General features: G+C 60.3%; 11 protein-coding genes. 9 read left to right on the plus strand and 2 right to left on the minus strand.

Translation table 11 applies throughout. The features are described from left to right. Window positions 1-96 precede the first annotated feature (96 nt). The 9 genes from ACZ89R_RS00405 (at window position 97) to ACZ89R_RS00445 (ending at window position 11,604) form a co-directional block, all read left to right on the plus strand. Window positions 97-1,443: an oxygen-independent coproporphyrinogen III oxidase gene (locus ACZ89R_RS00405; RefSeq protein WP_429547128.1), complete on the plus strand. Its 1,347-nt coding sequence runs from the start codon at window positions 97-99 to the stop codon at window positions 1,441-1,443. Between the two features lie 22 nt (window positions 1,444-1,465). Next, complete coding sequence (gene hemN, locus ACZ89R_RS00410; protein WP_429547127.1) at window positions 1,466-2,854, plus strand: oxygen-independent coproporphyrinogen III oxidase; 1,389 nt, start codon at window positions 1,466-1,468, stop codon at window positions 2,852-2,854. A 76-nt stretch (window positions 2,855-2,930) separates the two neighbouring features. Further along, on the plus strand, window positions 2,931-5,144 hold the full coding sequence (gene nosR / locus ACZ89R_RS00415; protein WP_429547126.1) for a transcriptional regulator NosR: 2,214 nt from the start codon (window positions 2,931-2,933) through the stop codon (window positions 5,142-5,144). Between the two features lie 55 nt (window positions 5,145-5,199). Next, window positions 5,200-7,119: a TAT-dependent nitrous-oxide reductase gene (gene nosZ / locus ACZ89R_RS00420; protein ID WP_429376831.1), complete on the plus strand. Its 1,920-nt coding sequence runs from the start codon at window positions 5,200-5,202 to the stop codon at window positions 7,117-7,119. A gap of 27 nt (window positions 7,120-7,146) precedes the next feature. After that, window positions 7,147-8,439, plus strand: coding sequence for a nitrous oxide reductase family maturation protein NosD (locus tag ACZ89R_RS00425; protein WP_429547125.1), 1,293 nt, complete (start codon window positions 7,147-7,149; stop codon window positions 8,437-8,439). Further along, window positions 8,436-9,359, plus strand: coding sequence for an ABC transporter ATP-binding protein (locus tag ACZ89R_RS00430; RefSeq protein WP_427623099.1), 924 nt, complete (start codon window positions 8,436-8,438; stop codon window positions 9,357-9,359). The genes ACZ89R_RS00425 and ACZ89R_RS00430 overlap by 4 nt, the downstream gene beginning before the upstream one ends. Further along, window positions 9,356-10,186 (plus strand): ABC transporter permease, encoded by an 831-nt coding sequence (locus ACZ89R_RS00435; protein ID WP_429547124.1) that lies wholly within the window; start codon window positions 9,356-9,358, stop codon window positions 10,184-10,186. Before ACZ89R_RS00430 ends, ACZ89R_RS00435 begins: the two co-directional genes overlap by 4 nt. A gap of 31 nt (window positions 10,187-10,217) precedes the next feature. Continuing rightward, the gene (locus tag ACZ89R_RS00440; RefSeq protein ID WP_429547123.1) at window positions 10,218-10,745 is read left to right on the plus strand and encodes a nitrous oxide reductase accessory protein NosL; all 528 of its coding nucleotides are present in this window, start codon (window positions 10,218-10,220) and stop codon (window positions 10,743-10,745) included. A gap of 115 nt (window positions 10,746-10,860) precedes the next feature. Beyond that, window positions 10,861-11,604, plus strand: a complete 744-nt coding sequence (locus ACZ89R_RS00445) for an SDR family NAD(P)-dependent oxidoreductase (RefSeq protein WP_429547122.1) — start codon at window positions 10,861-10,863, stop codon at window positions 11,602-11,604. Window positions 11,605-12,156: 552 nt separating this feature from the next. On the opposite strand, the gene ACZ89R_RS00450 is transcribed toward ACZ89R_RS00445, so the two are convergent. Together ACZ89R_RS00450 and cobA are read right to left on the minus strand one after the other, a co-directional pair. Further along, window positions 12,157-13,650 carry a cytochrome D1 domain-containing protein gene (locus ACZ89R_RS00450; protein WP_429547121.1) on the minus strand — a complete coding sequence of 498 codons (1,494 nt, stop codon included), beginning with the start codon at window positions 13,648-13,650 and terminating at the stop codon, window positions 12,157-12,159. Continuing rightward, window positions 13,647-14,486 (minus strand): uroporphyrinogen-III C-methyltransferase, encoded by an 840-nt coding sequence (gene cobA, locus ACZ89R_RS00455; protein WP_429547120.1) that lies wholly within the window; start codon window positions 14,484-14,486, stop codon window positions 13,647-13,649. The genes ACZ89R_RS00450 and cobA overlap by 4 nt, the downstream gene beginning before the upstream one ends. Window positions 14,487-14,533: the final 47 nt, after the last annotated feature.

Consider the following 14,533-nt stretch of genomic DNA (forward strand, 5'->3'; position numbering starts at 1 on the left):
TCCTGCAAGCACTTGGCTTGCGCTTGATACAAGTCAAGGAGCATGGATCGCCAATCCCGGACACTGTTGATCCGCAGCCAGTCTCGGAGACCTGTCATGCTCGATTTTTCTCACGCCCCCGGCGAGCTGATCGCTCGGTGCGATCAGGGCGTACTCGACCCCAACTGCCATGCCGACACGCAAAAGTTTCATGACGGCATCGGCTCTCTGGATTTGCTCCGTGCCTTGCGCGTCAGCCGCCAGAAACGACGCCCGATCGCCCTGAACGTGCAGCTGCCTTCCCGGCTCAAGCCATCCTTTTGTTCCCCGCACGATGCCTCCTGCGAGCATGGCGACATCGAACAGTACCTCCAGCGCCTGGAACACGAGATCGACCTCGTCGGTTGTCACCTGAGTTCGGAGCAGCGGGTCGAACAATTTCATCTGAGCGGCGGAACACCCACCAGCGCTGATCTCGAGCGGCTGATGAGTCATCTGCGTGGCCGGTTCAACTTTCTCGAGCATGAGTGCGGCGACTACAGCGTTGACGTCGACCTTCACCATACCGATTGGACGACCATGGGCGCGCTGCGCAACCAGGGATTCAATCATGTCAGCATTGGCATTCCGGATATCGACACCGACTGTGACATGTCGGTGGCCTGCTATCAGAATCCGGCCCCCATTCATTCACTGATCGATGCCGCCCGCACCTTTGGTTATCGATCAATCAATGTCGATCTGGGTTTTGGCCATGCCTGGCAAACGCCAGAAAGCTTCGCGCTGAAGCTGGCGGCGATCATTGAGCTGGAGCCGGACAGGCTGATGGTGTTCGACTATGCCCGACCACCACGCCGCTATCGGCCAAGGCTCGGCGACAAGGTCAGGGAACTGTGCAGTCAGGACGATAAAGGCGCGATGCGCCAGATCGCCTTCGAACAGTTGATCGCCGTGGGCTATCACTACATCGGTATGGGGCAGTTTGTGCGGCCCGACGATGATTTGGCGATTGCTCAGGAGCGCGGCCGGTTACGTCGCACGTGTGACGGTTTTACCCGTCACGGCTATTGCGACCATATCGGCTTCGGTTTGGGGGCTATCAGTCAGATCGACGATTTGTACACGCAAAACACCGACGCCATCGAGCGCTATCAGCAGCAACTGGACCGGGGCCAATTGCCGACGTCTCGTGGCTGGCGTTTCGAGGCGGGGGATCAGATACGGCACATGGTCATGGAGCGTCTGGCGTGTGATCAAGAGCTGGATATCCGCGCCATCGAACGGCGTTATGGACTGATTTTCCATCAGTATTTTTCATCTGTCTGGCCATTGCTGGAGCAATTGAGTCGTGAGGGGTTGATTGAATTGTCGGACCGTTTCATCAGCATTCTTCCCGCCGGCCGGCCGGAAGTGGATGCCATCTGCAACCTGTTTGAAAAGGATTCGGGCAGTGCAAGGCATTAACCCACCTGCGAGTTGATTGATCATGAAACCTGCATTCGATTTCGATCGAGCCCTGGTCGAAAAGTATGACCGCCCCGGGCCGCGCTATACCTCTTACCCTACGGCACCACAGTTTCATCAGGCGTTTGCCGTCGACGACTATCAGCGTGCCGCCTCCGACAGTAATCTGGCGACGGTGCCCAAGCCGTTGTCGGTGTATATCCACATCCCGTTCTGCAAGAGCCTTTGCTACTACTGCGCCTGCAACAAAATCATTACCCGGAAAACCCATCGGGCCGTCGAATACCTGACGTACCTCAAACGTGAAATCGTCATGCAGGCCGCGTTGTTCGACAGCACGCGCAAACTCACGCAACTGCACCTGGGCGGTGGCACGCCGACGTATTTGACCCGTGAGCAGCTGGCGGATCTGATGGACTGCCTGCACCAGGCGTTCGACATGGACGACAGCGATGACCATGAGTTTTCCATCGAGGTCGATCCGCGCACCATCAACACCGAGCAGATCCAGTCGCTGCGTCAATTGGGCTTTAACCGCTTGAGTTTCGGCGTGCAGGACTTCGATCCCGACGTGCAGGCGGCAGTCAATCGCCAGCAAAGTGAAGAACAGATTTACGCGCTGGTCGCGGCGGCGCGTGAGGCGCAATTCAAGTCGATCAGCGTCGATCTGATTTACGGCCTGCCACTGCAAACCGTGAACAGTTTCGACGTCACCCTCGGCAAGATCATCGCCCTGCGCCCGGACCGGATTGCCGCCTACAGCTACGCCCATTTACCCGAGCTGGTGCGCGCGCAACGGCTGATTCGCCCGGCGGACATGCCGCCACCGGAGCGCAAGCTGGAGTTGCTCGAGCTGACCATCCGCCGCCTGACCGAGGCCGGTTATGTCTATATCGGCATGGATCATTTCGCCTTGCCGGACGATGAACTGGCGCTGGCCCGCACCCATGGCACTCTGCAACGCAATTTTCAGGGTTACTCGACCCATGCCGACTGCGACTTGATCGGCCTTGGGGTGTCTTCGATCGGTAAGGTCGGCGACAGCTACAGCCAGAGCGTCAAGGAGCTTTCGCAGTACTACGCCCGTATCGATCAAGGCTTGTTGCCGGTGCATCGAGGTTACCGCTTGAGTGCCGATGACCTGCTACGCCGTGAAGTGATCAGTGACTTGATGTGCCACGGCAGGATCGATTTCGCCAAGTTCGAAGCGGGTCATGGCATTTGCTTCACCGAGTATTTTGCCGATGCGCTGGCGCAACTGGACGAGCAGGTGCGTGACGGACTGTTGCAGATTCACAGCGACGAGTTGGTGCTGTTGCCGCAAGGGCATTTGATGATGCGCAGTGCGGCGATGGCATTTGATGCCTATCTGGGAGGGGAGCAAAAAGGCCGGTTTTCCCGCACCGTTTGAGGCTTCGGGCGCTCTGGCGCGAGGAATTTTATCGAGTTGATTTCAATCAAGGGCGAGGCACACAGCGCTCCCTAACATGGCCGCAAGCCCCTTTGAAATCAGCGAATTCATGACAAGCCATCAGCCTTCGACACCTGGCAATCCGCGCATCTGGAGCGTCGGGCTGGCGGTGATGGTCTTGCTGATGATCGCAGCGTTCGCGACGGTGCAGGCCAAGTCATACGGCGACATCGAGCAGCAGCGCATCGAGAAGGTTTTCCCTCAAACCGATTCGGTGTCCGCAGCCGAAGGCACGTTCAAGATGCGCACGCTGTCGGCGGCCGGCAAGGTCATTGGGTACGTGTTCCAGAGCCTGGATGTGGTGGATATTCCGGCCTACTCGGGCAAACCCATCAATACCCAGGTGATCCTCGACACCGCCGGGGTGATTCAGGACGCCTATGTGCTGGAGCACCACGAACCGATTCTGCTGATCGGCATCCCCGAAGAAAAACTCCACGGTTTCAGCGCCCGATACAAAGGGATCAAGGTCAGCCAGCGGGTGGTCGTCGGGCATTCCAGCGACCCGAGCGCGGTCACCGTGGATGCCATCGCCGGCGCAACCGTCACCGCCATGGTGGTCAATGAGGTCATCATGCGTGCCGCCCATGAGGTGGCCGTATCGTTGAAGCTGATTGAGGACAGGGGCGGGGTGGTGAACAAGCCCGCCACCGTGCGCCAGGACTTTTTCGAGCCTGCCACTTGGGAGCAACTGACCGGTAACGGCGCCATTCGCCGGTTGAATCTGACCCGTGGGCAGGTCGATGCTGCCTTCAAGGGCACCGAAGCCGAAGGCGTCGACAACGCCGGCCCGGATCAAGTCGATGACACCTTTATCGAGCTGTACACCGCCGACTTGAACCCACCGACCATTGGCCGTGCGCTGCTGGGCGACAATCAATATCGCTTCCTCATGCAGGAACTCAAACCCGGCGAGCAGGCCATCGTGGTGCTGGGGCGTGGGCTGTTTTCCTATAAAGGCTCGGGTTATGTGCGCGGCGGGATTTTCGATCGGGTGCAATTGCGCCAGTTCGGCAACGTCATCAGCTTTCGCGACATGGACCATCAGCGGCTCTCCGACGTGTTTGCCAAGGGCATGCCCGAGTTCAATGAGATGTCGATTTTCATTGTCCGCAAACCGGCCGGTTTCGATCCGGGATCGCCTTGGTCCCTGGAGCTCCTGGTGCGGCGTCAGACGGGACCGGTCAGCGGCACCTTCAGCAGCTTCGAACTGCCTTATCAACTGCCCGAACCCTACCTTGAGCGACCTGTGCCCAGTGCCGAAGAACGGGTGGCCATCGAGGAAGCCAGCCGGCCGATGTGGTTGAACATCTGGTACCAGAAACACTTCCAGATCGCCGTCCTCGCGAGCGCGTTGTTGCTGCTGACGGCCATCCTGTTCCTGCAAGACAAGCTCACCCGCCGGCCACGCTTTCTGCACTGGCTGCGTCGTGGTTACTTGCTCTTTACCGTGGTCTTTCTGGGTTGGTATGCCCTGGGGCAGCTGTCGGTGGTCAATGTCCTGACCTTTGTGCATGCGCTGTTCGAGCACTTTCGCTGGGAGCTGTTTCTCACCGATCCGCTGATCTTCATGCTCTGGGTCTTTACCGCCGGGAGCATTCTGCTGTGGGGCCGTGGGGTGTTCTGCGGCTGGCTGTGTCCGTTTGGCGCCTTGCAAGAGCTGATCAACGAAGCCGCGCGCAAGTTGAAAATCCCCCAGTACGAATTGCCCTTTGCGGTGCATGAGCGGCTGTGGGCGATCAAATACATCATCTTGCTGCTGCTTTTCGGCATCTCCCTGGAATCGATGTCCACCGCCGAGCTGTTCGCCGAGGTGGAACCCTTCAAAACCGCCATCACCCTCAAATTCGACCGTCAGTGGTGGTTCGTGCTCTACGCGGTGGCGCTGCTGGTGATCAACATTTTCACGCGCAAAGTCTATTGCCGCTACATCTGCCCGTTGGGTGCAGCGCTGGCGATCCCGACCAAATTGCGCCTGTTCGATTGGCTCAAGCGCCGCCAGGAATGCGGCAGCCCCTGCCAGTTGTGCGCCAAGGAATGCGAGATCCAGGCGATTCACCCTGATGGCCGGATCAATGCCAACGAGTGTCACTACTGCCTCGATTGCCAGATGACCTACCACAACGAAGACAAATGCCCGCCGCTGATCAACAAGCGCAAGAAGCGCGGCAAACCGGCACCCGTGGCGGTGCAGCTGATACCTGTCGTGCAAGTGCAGGCTGCTGAATGAAGCTCGCGAGCGCACCTGCGCAGTGACCGTTTTATCCCTTCAAGGAGTACGCAACATGACTGACACAGAATCCACAAAACCCGTGCAGGAAGAAGAACACGCGGGACTCAGCCGTCGCGGTTTTCTGGGCAGCAGCGCCGTCACCGGTGCGGTGCTGGCGGGTGCGACGACGTTGGGCGGCGCAGTGTTCAGCCGCGAGTCGTGGGCCGCGGCGGTCAAGGATGCGCAGGCGAAAATCCATGTCGGCCCCGGTGAGCTGGACGAATACTACGGCTTCTGGAGCGGCGGTCATCAGGGCGAAGTGCGGGTGCTCGGCGTGCCGTCGATGCGTGAGTTGATGCGTATTCCGGTGTTCAACGTCGACTCGGCCACCGGTTGGGGCCTGACCAACGAAAGCAAACGGATCCTGGGCGACAGTGCAAAGTTCCAGAACGGCGATTGCCATCACCCGCATATCTCCATGACCGATGGCAAGTACGACGGCAAATACCTGTTCATCAACGACAAGGCCAACTCCCGGGTCGCGCGTATCCGCCTGGACATCATGAAGTGCGACAAGATCCTCACCGTGCCGAACGTGCAGGCCATCCACGGCCTGCGTCTGCAAAAAGTGCCCTATACCAAGTACGTGTTCGCCAATGCTGAATTCGTCATCCCGCACCCCAATGACGGCCGCACCTTCGACCTGCAAGACAAGAACAGCTTCACCATGTTCAACGCCATCGATGCCGAGAAAATGGAGATGGCGTTCCAGGTCATTGTCGACGGCAACCTGGACAACTCCGACGCCGATTACACCGGCAAGTACGCCGCGTCCACCTGCTACAACTCGGAGAAGGCTTACGACCTTGGCGGCATGATGCGCAACGAGCGCGACTGGGTCGTGGTGTTCAACATCCCGCGCATCGAGGCTGCGATCAAGGCTGGCAAATTCATCACCCTGGAAGACTCGAAAGTGCCGGTGGTCGACGGTCGTAAAACCGATGGCAAGGACTCCGAGTTCACTCGCTACATCCCGGTGCCGAAGAACCCCCACGGCCTCAACACCTCATCCGATGGCAAGTACTTCATTGCCAACGGCAAGCTGTCGCCAACGGTCTCGATGATTGCCATTGACCGGCTGGACGACTTGTTCGCCGATAAATTCAAGGATCCGCGCGAGGTTATCGTCGCCGAGCCGGAACTGGGCCTGGGCCCGTTGCACACCACCTTCGACGGTCGCGGCAACGCCTACACCACGCTGTTTATCGACAGTCAGGTGGTGAAGTGGAACATGGAGGAAGCGATACGTGCCTACAAGGGCGAGAAGGTCAATTACATCAAGCAGAAGCTCGACGTGCATTACCAGCCCGGCCACAACCACGCCTCGCTGACCGAAACCAGTGAAGCGGACGGCAAGTGGCTGGTGGTGTTGTGCAAATTCTCCAAGGACCGCTTCCTGCCGACCGGGCCGCTGCACCCGGAAAATGACCAGTTGATCGACATTTCCGGCGACGAGATGAAGCTGGTGCATGACGGCCCTGCGTTTGCCGAACCCCACGATTGCATCCTGGCGCGTCGGGACCAGATCAAGACCCAGAAGATCTGGAAACGTAACGACCCGTTCTTCGCCGCCACCGTGGAGCTGGCCAAGAAAGACGGGATCAACCTGGAGACCGACAACAAGGTCATCCGCGACGGCAATCATGTGCGGGTCTACATGACCTCCATGGCCCCGGCCTATGGGCTGACCGAGTTCACGGTCAAGCAGGGCAACGAGGTCACCGTGATCATCACCAACATCGACCAGATCGAGGACGTGTCCCACGGTTTCGTCATGACCAACCATGGCGCCAGCATGGAGATCAGCCCGCAGCAAACCTCGTCCATCACCTTTACCGCCGACAAGGCCGGTCTGCATTGGTATTACTGCAGCTGGTTCTGCCATGCGCTGCACATGGAAATGGTCGGTCGCATGAAGGTCGAGCGGGCCTGACAGTTGCCAATCGACGGGAGCGGGCCGATGACCGAAATCAAGGATAACCCGGTGAAGGTCATTGCCCTTGTGCTCCTGTTGATGTCAGGCGGCGCACTGGCGGCGGTGCAACCCATCACCACATTGCCGTTGCGGGTTGACGCGGAACAACGCTGGCACTTGTCGGCGGGCGAGTACGTTGGCTCGTTCAGCGTCGATCAACCGATGCAGATTCTCTGCGAGCCCGGCGCGGTGTTTCAAGCGCAAGGGCAGGGTAACGGCGTGATCGTCAGCGCGCCTGATGTCCGGATCGAGGGCTGTACCTTTCTGGACTGGGGGCACGACCTCACGGCCATGAATGCGGCGGTGTTCCTCCAGCCCATGGCCCGTGGCGCGGTGATCAAAGGCAATCGCCTGCAAGGCCAGGGTTTCGGTATCTGGGTCGACGGGACGCAGGATGCGAGCCTGATCGACAACAATATTCAGGGGGATCCGGCGCTGCGTTCTCAGGATCGCGGCAACGGTATTCACTTGTATGCGGTGCATGGCGCCAAGGTCATCGGCAACCAGGTGCGCGATACCCGCGATGGCATCTACATCGACACCTCCAACGGCAACCTGCTGCAGGGCAATACCCTGGAAGACCTGCGTTACGGCGTGCATTACATGTTCGCCAACGACAACCGGTTGATCGGCAATACCACCCGCCGCACCCGCACCGGCTACGCCTTGATGCAAAGCCGCAAGCTCACGGTGATTGGCAACCGCTCCGAACAGGATCAGAACTACGGCATCCTGATGAACTACATCACCTATTCAACCTTGCGCGACAACTTCGTCACGGACGTGCGCGACGGCTCGACCGGCGACAGCATGATCAGCGGTGCCGAGGGCAAGGCGCTGTTCATCTACAACTCGCTGTTCAACAGCATCGAACACAACCACTTCGAGCACAGTGCCGTGGGCATTCACCTCACCGCCGGCTCCGAAGACAACCGCATCGCCGACAACGCCTTTGTCGGCAACCAACGGCAGGTCAAATACGTCGCCACCCGTTTGCAGGAGTGGTCGGCGGATGGCCGGGGCAATTACTGGAGCGATTACCTGGGCTGGGATCGCAACAACGATGGCCTGGGCGATATCGCCTATGAACCCAACGACAATGTCGACCGCTTGCTGTGGCTGTACCCGCAGGTGCGGCTGTTGATGAACAGCCCCGGGATCGAGTTGCTGCGCTGGGTGCAACGGGCCTTTCCGGTGATGAAGTCGCCGGGCGTCCTGGACAGCCATCCGCAGATGAATCCCACCACCCAACCCCTGACCCAGGAGCCCTCCGCATGAACGTCATCGACATGGAAGGCGTCAGCCAGCGCTATGGGTACACCACCGTGTTGCATCAATTGAACCTGAGCCTGGGCGAAGGCGAAGTGCTCGGCTTGTTCGGGCACAACGGCGCGGGCAAGACCACCAGCATGAAACTGGTGCTTGGTCTGCTTCAGGCCAGCGAAGGCCAGGTCAGGGTTTTCGGCCGCACGCCCAGTGATCCGCAGGTTCGGCGACTGCTGGGCTATTTGCCGGAGAACGTGACCTTCTATCCACAGATGAGTGGCCTGGAGACCTTGCGGCATTTCGCCCGACTCAAAGGCGCGGCGCCCGCGCAGGTGGACGTGCTGCTGGAGGAAGTCGGCCTGGCGGGCGCGGCGCATCGACGGGTCAAGACCTATTCCAAAGGCATGCGTCAACGCCTGGGACTGGCGCAAGCCTTGCTCGGCGAGCCGCGTTTATTGCTGCTCGACGAACCGACCGTCGGCCTCGATCCGATCGCCACTCAAGACCTCTATCGGTTACTCGACCGGCTGCGCAGCCAGGGCACCAGCATCATTCTCTGTTCCCACGTATTGCCGGGGGTCGAGGCGCATATCAACCGTGCCGCGATTCTGACCCAGGGGCGCCTGCTGGCCCTAGGCAGTCTGCGCAGCTTGCGCGAGGAAGCCGGGTTGCCGACGCTGATTCGCGCCAACGGGCTCAAGCACGCCGGGCCGTTGCAGCGATCCTGGAACAACGCCGGGCATGTCACTCAGCGCTGGGGCGTGGAGGGCCTTGAAGTGGCTGCGCTCAATGGCAACAAATTGGACCTGTTGCGCCAACTGCTCAATGAACACGAGCCGGCCGACGTGGAAATCGACCCACCGTCCCTGGAGGACATCTACCGCTATTACATGGGCCGGGCCGGTGCGACCCCCAGTGGAGAGACCGTATGAACCCGATCTGGAACATGGCCCGCAAGGAATTCAATGACGGTTTGCGCAACCGCTGGTTGTTGGCGATCAGCCTGTTGTTCGCCGTGTTGGCGACCGGCATCGCCTGGTTGGGGGCGGCGGCTTCCGGGCAATTGGGCTTCACCTCGGTGCCCGCCACCATCGCCAGCCTGGCCAGCCTGGCGACGTTCCTGATGCCGTTGATTGCCTTGCTGCTGGCCTATGACGCCATCGTCGGCGAAGACGAAAGCGGTACGTTGCTGCTGTTGCTGACCTATCCACTGGGGCGCGGGCACATTCTGCTCGGCAAGTTCGTCGGCCACGGATTGATCCTGGCGCTGGCGACCTTCATCGGTTTCGGCTGCGCGATGCTCGCGATTGCGGTGCTGGTGGAGGACGTTGAACTGAACCTGCTGCTCTGGGCGTTTGGACGATTCATGCTGTCGTCGACGTTACTGGGCTGGGGTTTTCTAGGGTTGGCCTATGTGCTGAGCAGTGTGTCTGCCGAGAAATCCACGGCCGCCGGGTTGGCGCTGGGGGTGTGGTTCTTCTTCGTGCTGGTGTTCGACCTGGCGCTGTTGGCACTGCTGGTGCTCAGCGAAGGGCAGTTCAACCCGAAGGTGTTGCCGTGGTTACTGCTGCTCAACCCCGCCGATGTCTATCGCTTGATCAATCTCTCCGGTTTCGAGCCCGGTGCCGGTAGTGCTGGTGTGCTGACCCTGGGCAGCGATTTGCCTGTACCGGGCTCGATGCTCTGGTTGTGCTTGTTGCTGTGGGTGGCGGTGCCTTTGGGCTTGGCCTGGTTGCTGTTCCGTCGACGGGCGACATGAATTCACACCTTGGTTTTTGGAGCATCTGACGATGAGTAATCTGTATTCGACGACGGTACGCGCCGCGGCGGGCCTGATGGTCTGTCTGCTGCTGGCGGCCTGTGACAAACCCGTGCAAGCCACCTACAGCGACGCCGCCGCTGCCTTCCATCCCAGTGATGAATGCCATGTTTGCGGCATGATCATCGACGGCTTCCCCGGGCCCAAGGGCGAAGTGGTCGAGCGCAGTGGCATCAAGAAATTCTGCTCCACGGCGGAGATGATCGGTTGGTGGCTGCAACCGGAGAATCATCATGGCGAGGCCCGGTTGTATGTCCACGACATGGGCCGCAGCCCGTGGAACGCACCCAATGATGCCCATCTGATCGATGCCAAGGATGCGTTTTACGTGGTCGGCACCCAACTCAAGGGGGCAATGGGTGTGGTGTTGGCGTCCTTCTCCAGTCAGCAGGCTGCGGAAAAACTGGCCGCCGACCAGGGCGGTCGTGTGCTGCGGTTCAGTGAGATCGATCAGGCAGTGCTTCAGCAGCAGCCAGCGATGTCGCACTCGACTCATTGATCGGCGCGCCATCGAGAAAAGTGATCGCCGTCAAGTCAGTATTTCTGCGTCTGTTCAAAGATAGGGGCTCACAACGTCCCCAGTGCTTGGCATTAACGATGCCCAGGAGAACATGATGCAAACCGAGTTTCAGGATCGTCTGGCGGTGATCACCGGTGCCAGCTCCGGGATTGGCCTGGCATTGTGCGCCGCGCTGTTGCCGCGTGGGGTCAAGGTACTGGCGATGTCACGCACTGCCGGTGATTTGCCAGCCTTGCAGCAGATCTACGGTGAACGGCTGCAATGGTGTGCCGGGGACGTCACGTGCGAGGAAGACTTGCAAGGGCTGGCCCGGCGGGCGGCAGCGCTGGGGCGGGTGGATTATCTTGTGCCCAACGCGGGCATTGCCGAAATGGCCGACAGCCTGGACATGCCGGCCTTCCAGCGCCAATGGGCGGTCAACGGTGCTGGAGCGTTGAACACCCTGGCGGCGTTGCGCGGTGAGTTGGCGAGCCCGGCTTCGGTGGTGTTTGTCGGTAGTTTCCTGACCGGTTCGAGCTTTCCCGGTCTGGCCGCCTGCATCGCCAGCAAGGCCGCGCTGGTGGCTCAGGCACGCACATTGGCGGTGGAGTTTGCGCGTTATGACGTGCGCATCAATCTGGTCTCGCCGGGGCCGACCGCGACCTCGATGTGGGACAACCTGGGGTTGAGCGATGGTGAGCTCGATGACGTCGCTGATACCCTTGGCAAACGTCTGCTGCCCGGTCATTTCCTTGATGCGTCGGCGGTGGCTAATGTGATTATTTTTCAACTGTCCCAAGGCGCCCGGGGTGTCTATGGGCAGGATTGGAAGGTTGATAACGGGTATACGTTGGGGTGATGGGTGAGCTCGGCGTACATATCCGTTTCTGCGATAACGGCTGCTTAGGGTTCCGCCCTTACGGCGGGTCACTTTGGAAAAGCGCCAAAGTAACCAAAACGCTTTCGCCCCTGACGTACGGCCCTTCGCCTAGGCTCAGGGTACCCTCGCTCCGGTCCTGCTCCGTGGGCCCGCCGCCATCGGCCATCCATGGCCGGGGGCGGCTACCGCGGCATCCTTGCCGCGGTGCCCACTGCGCAGAACCTGCGCTCGGCCTTCCGACGGGGCAGATCAAGATCAAAAGCCAAAGCAAAGCAAGATCAACAGCAGTCAGCGCCTACCCACTGATCGTTCCCATGCTCCGCGTGGGAATGCCGCTGGGGACGCTCTGCGTCCCGCTGTCGACGCAAGGCTTGAGTCCTGCGCACTGGTGACGCGGAGCGTCACGGGATGCATTCCCACGCGGAGCGTGGGAACGATCAAAAGATCGCAGCCTTCGGCAGCTCCTACAGGGTGTACGCCATTCAAATGTAGGAGCTGCCGAAGGCTGCGATCTTTTAGGCGCACCACAGATTAATGCGAGGTCCCCTCCACAAACTCAATCTTGTTACCCACGTTATATTTGCCCGACGGCTTGTTCATCGGCAGGCGCTTGATCTCCTTAAGGGTATTACTGTCGTACACAATCAACGCGCCATCGTTGGCCCAAATACTCAAAAGCAGGTAGCGGCCATCGCGAGTGAACTCGACATGGGCAGCCGTCTTGCCGGGCATCGGGCGCAAGGTGTGGGCGATTTCCAGAGTCTGTTTGTCGATCAGGTGGATCGCATCGTTGTCCGGCCCGAAGAACACGTCGGTCCAGGCATACCGCGAGTTGACGTGGCTGCGCATGAAGAACCCCGGCCCCAGGGTCGGAATTTCCTTGATCAGTTTCCAGGTCTTGAAATCGATGACCGAGATCAGCCCCTTGCTGATGTTCGGCGTGGCGAATACCCACTCACCGTTACGTTTCCAATAGGTCCCGGACCCCAGGTGCGGCATGCCCGGCAGCGGTATGTCGGTGACCACCTTGCCACTGTCGAGGTCAATCACCTGGCCGCCCTTGGCCTTGCGCGAGGTGGCCAGCAGTTGCTTGTAGTCCGGTGAAAAGGAAAAGTCGTCCAGCACATCTTCGGCCTGGATACGACGTGGTTCGAAGTCCGGTGTGCCGGCGCTCGACAACTCCCAGACTTCCTTCACATCCTTGAGCGCGACGATGAAACTGTCCCGTGGGGGGGCGGTGTAGACCGCGCTGACCCGTGACGTGGTGCCGTCCTGGCCGATCGCCGGGATGGTTTTGACCAGTGACAGATCGCGAGCATCGAGCACCACCAGATTGCCCGGCAGATAGTTGCCCACCAGCACCCAGCGGCCATCCTTGCTCACCGCCAGGTTACGGGTATTGAGCCCGGCGCGGACCTCGGCGATCAGCTTCAGGTTGTGCAGGTCGTACAGGCTGACCCAGCCATCCCGTGAGGCGACGTAGACGAAGCGTCCATCCGGCGAGAACTTCGGCCCGCCATGCACCGCAAAGTGCGAAGTAAACCGCGCCAGCACTTCGAAGCGATCGCCGTCGAGGATGTTGATGTGATGGTCGCCGGCTTCCACTACCACAAACAGGTTCAGCGGATCGGCGCCATGTTGTGGCGTGTCGGGCAGCTTGCTGATGTCGGCGAGGATGGAATGACTGCCGCGAATGTCGTCGTTATTCCAGGTGGGTGGGGTGGCGGGGGGTTGCTGAAGGTAATCCACCAGCGCGTCGATCTGTGCTGGACTGAACACATTGGCATACCCGGTCATCTGACTCGCGGGGCGACCGTTCTGGATGACGCTGCGGATTTCATCGGGTTTGATCCGGCTCAGACTCTCCGGCAGCAAGGCCGGCCCCGTACCACCGAAACGGTTGGCGCCATGGCAGCGCTGGCAATGTTGTTGGTAGAGGTCGGCGGTCGCGTCGGAGGATGGAAGCGCTGCACCGGCATGGGCTGCACCGATCCATAACAATGGGGCAAGCAGCATGCGCCTCATATCGCCACCTTACCGTGGCGTTGCAACACGGGAACGGAGTAAAAGCGCGCCGGGTATTCCTGCTGTTGGCCAGCGAACAGATCGACCACTTTGCCGATCACCGTCAGCGTCGGAATGCCCGGTGGGCAATCCAGCGCCAGGGTCGGCAACTGGTGCAGCATGCCTCGGGCGACGTGCTGGTCGGGACGTGTGCCATTGCTGATCAGCGCCGCCGGTGTATCGGCGGCCATTCCGGCTTCGATCAGGCGCTGGGCGATAATTCCGAGGTTCGATAACCCCATGTAAAACACCAGGGTCTGGCTGCTGTCGGCGAGGCTGCTCCAGGGCAATTGCAACTCACCGTCGCGCTGCAAATGCCCGGTAATGAAGCGGCAGGAGTTGACCAGGTCCCGGTGGGTCAGCGGAATGCCGGCATAAGCGCTGCACCCGGAGGCGGCAGTAATGCCCGGGACCACCTGGCAGTCAATGTTGCGTTGCAGCAGATACTCCAGCTCCTCGGCGCCACGGCCGAATATGAACGGGTCGCCTCCCTTGAGCCGGACCACCCGCTGCCCCGAATCGGCGAGGTCGGCGAGCAGTTCGTTGATCTGTTCCTGGGGCAGGCTGTGGCAGCCGCTGGCCTTGCCGACGTAATGCCGGGCGCAGGTGAGGGGGATCAACGTCAGCAGCTCGGGGCTGATCAGGCGGTCGTAAACCACGGCGTCGGCCTGCATCAACAGGCTCCAGGCACGCAGGGTCAGCAAGCGTGGATCACCGGGGCCGGCGCCGACCAGGGCCACTTCGCCCGGTCTGAACGGGGACGCAAGTGCGGCCGGTAAAACAATCGATGGGTGCATGGGACGTCCTTGGTTCTTCATCAGGTGGGCCGGCCCCATCCTTTGCC

Source organism: Pseudomonas sp. TE3728 (assembly GCF_056279145.1).

Excerpts from the sequence above, each read along its gene's own strand:
- ACZ89R_RS00405 (WP_429547128.1), top strand. The coding sequence starts at position 97 with ATGCTCGATTTTTCTCACGCCCCCGGCGAGCTGATCGCTCGGTGCGAT.
- hemN (WP_429547127.1), top strand. The coding sequence starts at position 1,466 with ATGAAACCTGCATTCGATTTCGATCGAGCCCTGGTCGAAAAGTATGAC.
- nosR (WP_429547126.1), top strand. The coding sequence starts at position 2,931 with ATGGCCGCAAGCCCCTTTGAAATCAGCGAATTCATGACAAGCCATCAG.
- nosZ (WP_429376831.1), top strand. The coding sequence starts at position 5,200 with ATGACTGACACAGAATCCACAAAACCCGTGCAGGAAGAAGAACACGCG.
- ACZ89R_RS00425 (WP_429547125.1), top strand. The coding sequence starts at position 7,147 with ATGACCGAAATCAAGGATAACCCGGTGAAGGTCATTGCCCTTGTGCTC.
- ACZ89R_RS00430 (WP_427623099.1), top strand. The coding sequence starts at position 8,436 with ATGAACGTCATCGACATGGAAGGCGTCAGCCAGCGCTATGGGTACACC.
- ACZ89R_RS00435 (WP_429547124.1), top strand. The coding sequence starts at position 9,356 with ATGAACCCGATCTGGAACATGGCCCGCAAGGAATTCAATGACGGTTTG.
- ACZ89R_RS00440 (WP_429547123.1), top strand. The coding sequence starts at position 10,218 with ATGAGTAATCTGTATTCGACGACGGTACGCGCCGCGGCGGGCCTGATG.
- ACZ89R_RS00445 (WP_429547122.1), top strand. The coding sequence starts at position 10,861 with ATGCAAACCGAGTTTCAGGATCGTCTGGCGGTGATCACCGGTGCCAGC.
- ACZ89R_RS00450 (WP_429547121.1), bottom strand. The coding sequence starts at position 13,650 with ATGAGGCGCATGCTGCTTGCCCCATTGTTATGGATCGGTGCAGCCCAT.
- cobA (WP_429547120.1), bottom strand. The coding sequence starts at position 14,486 with ATGCACCCATCGATTGTTTTACCGGCCGCACTTGCGTCCCCGTTCAGA.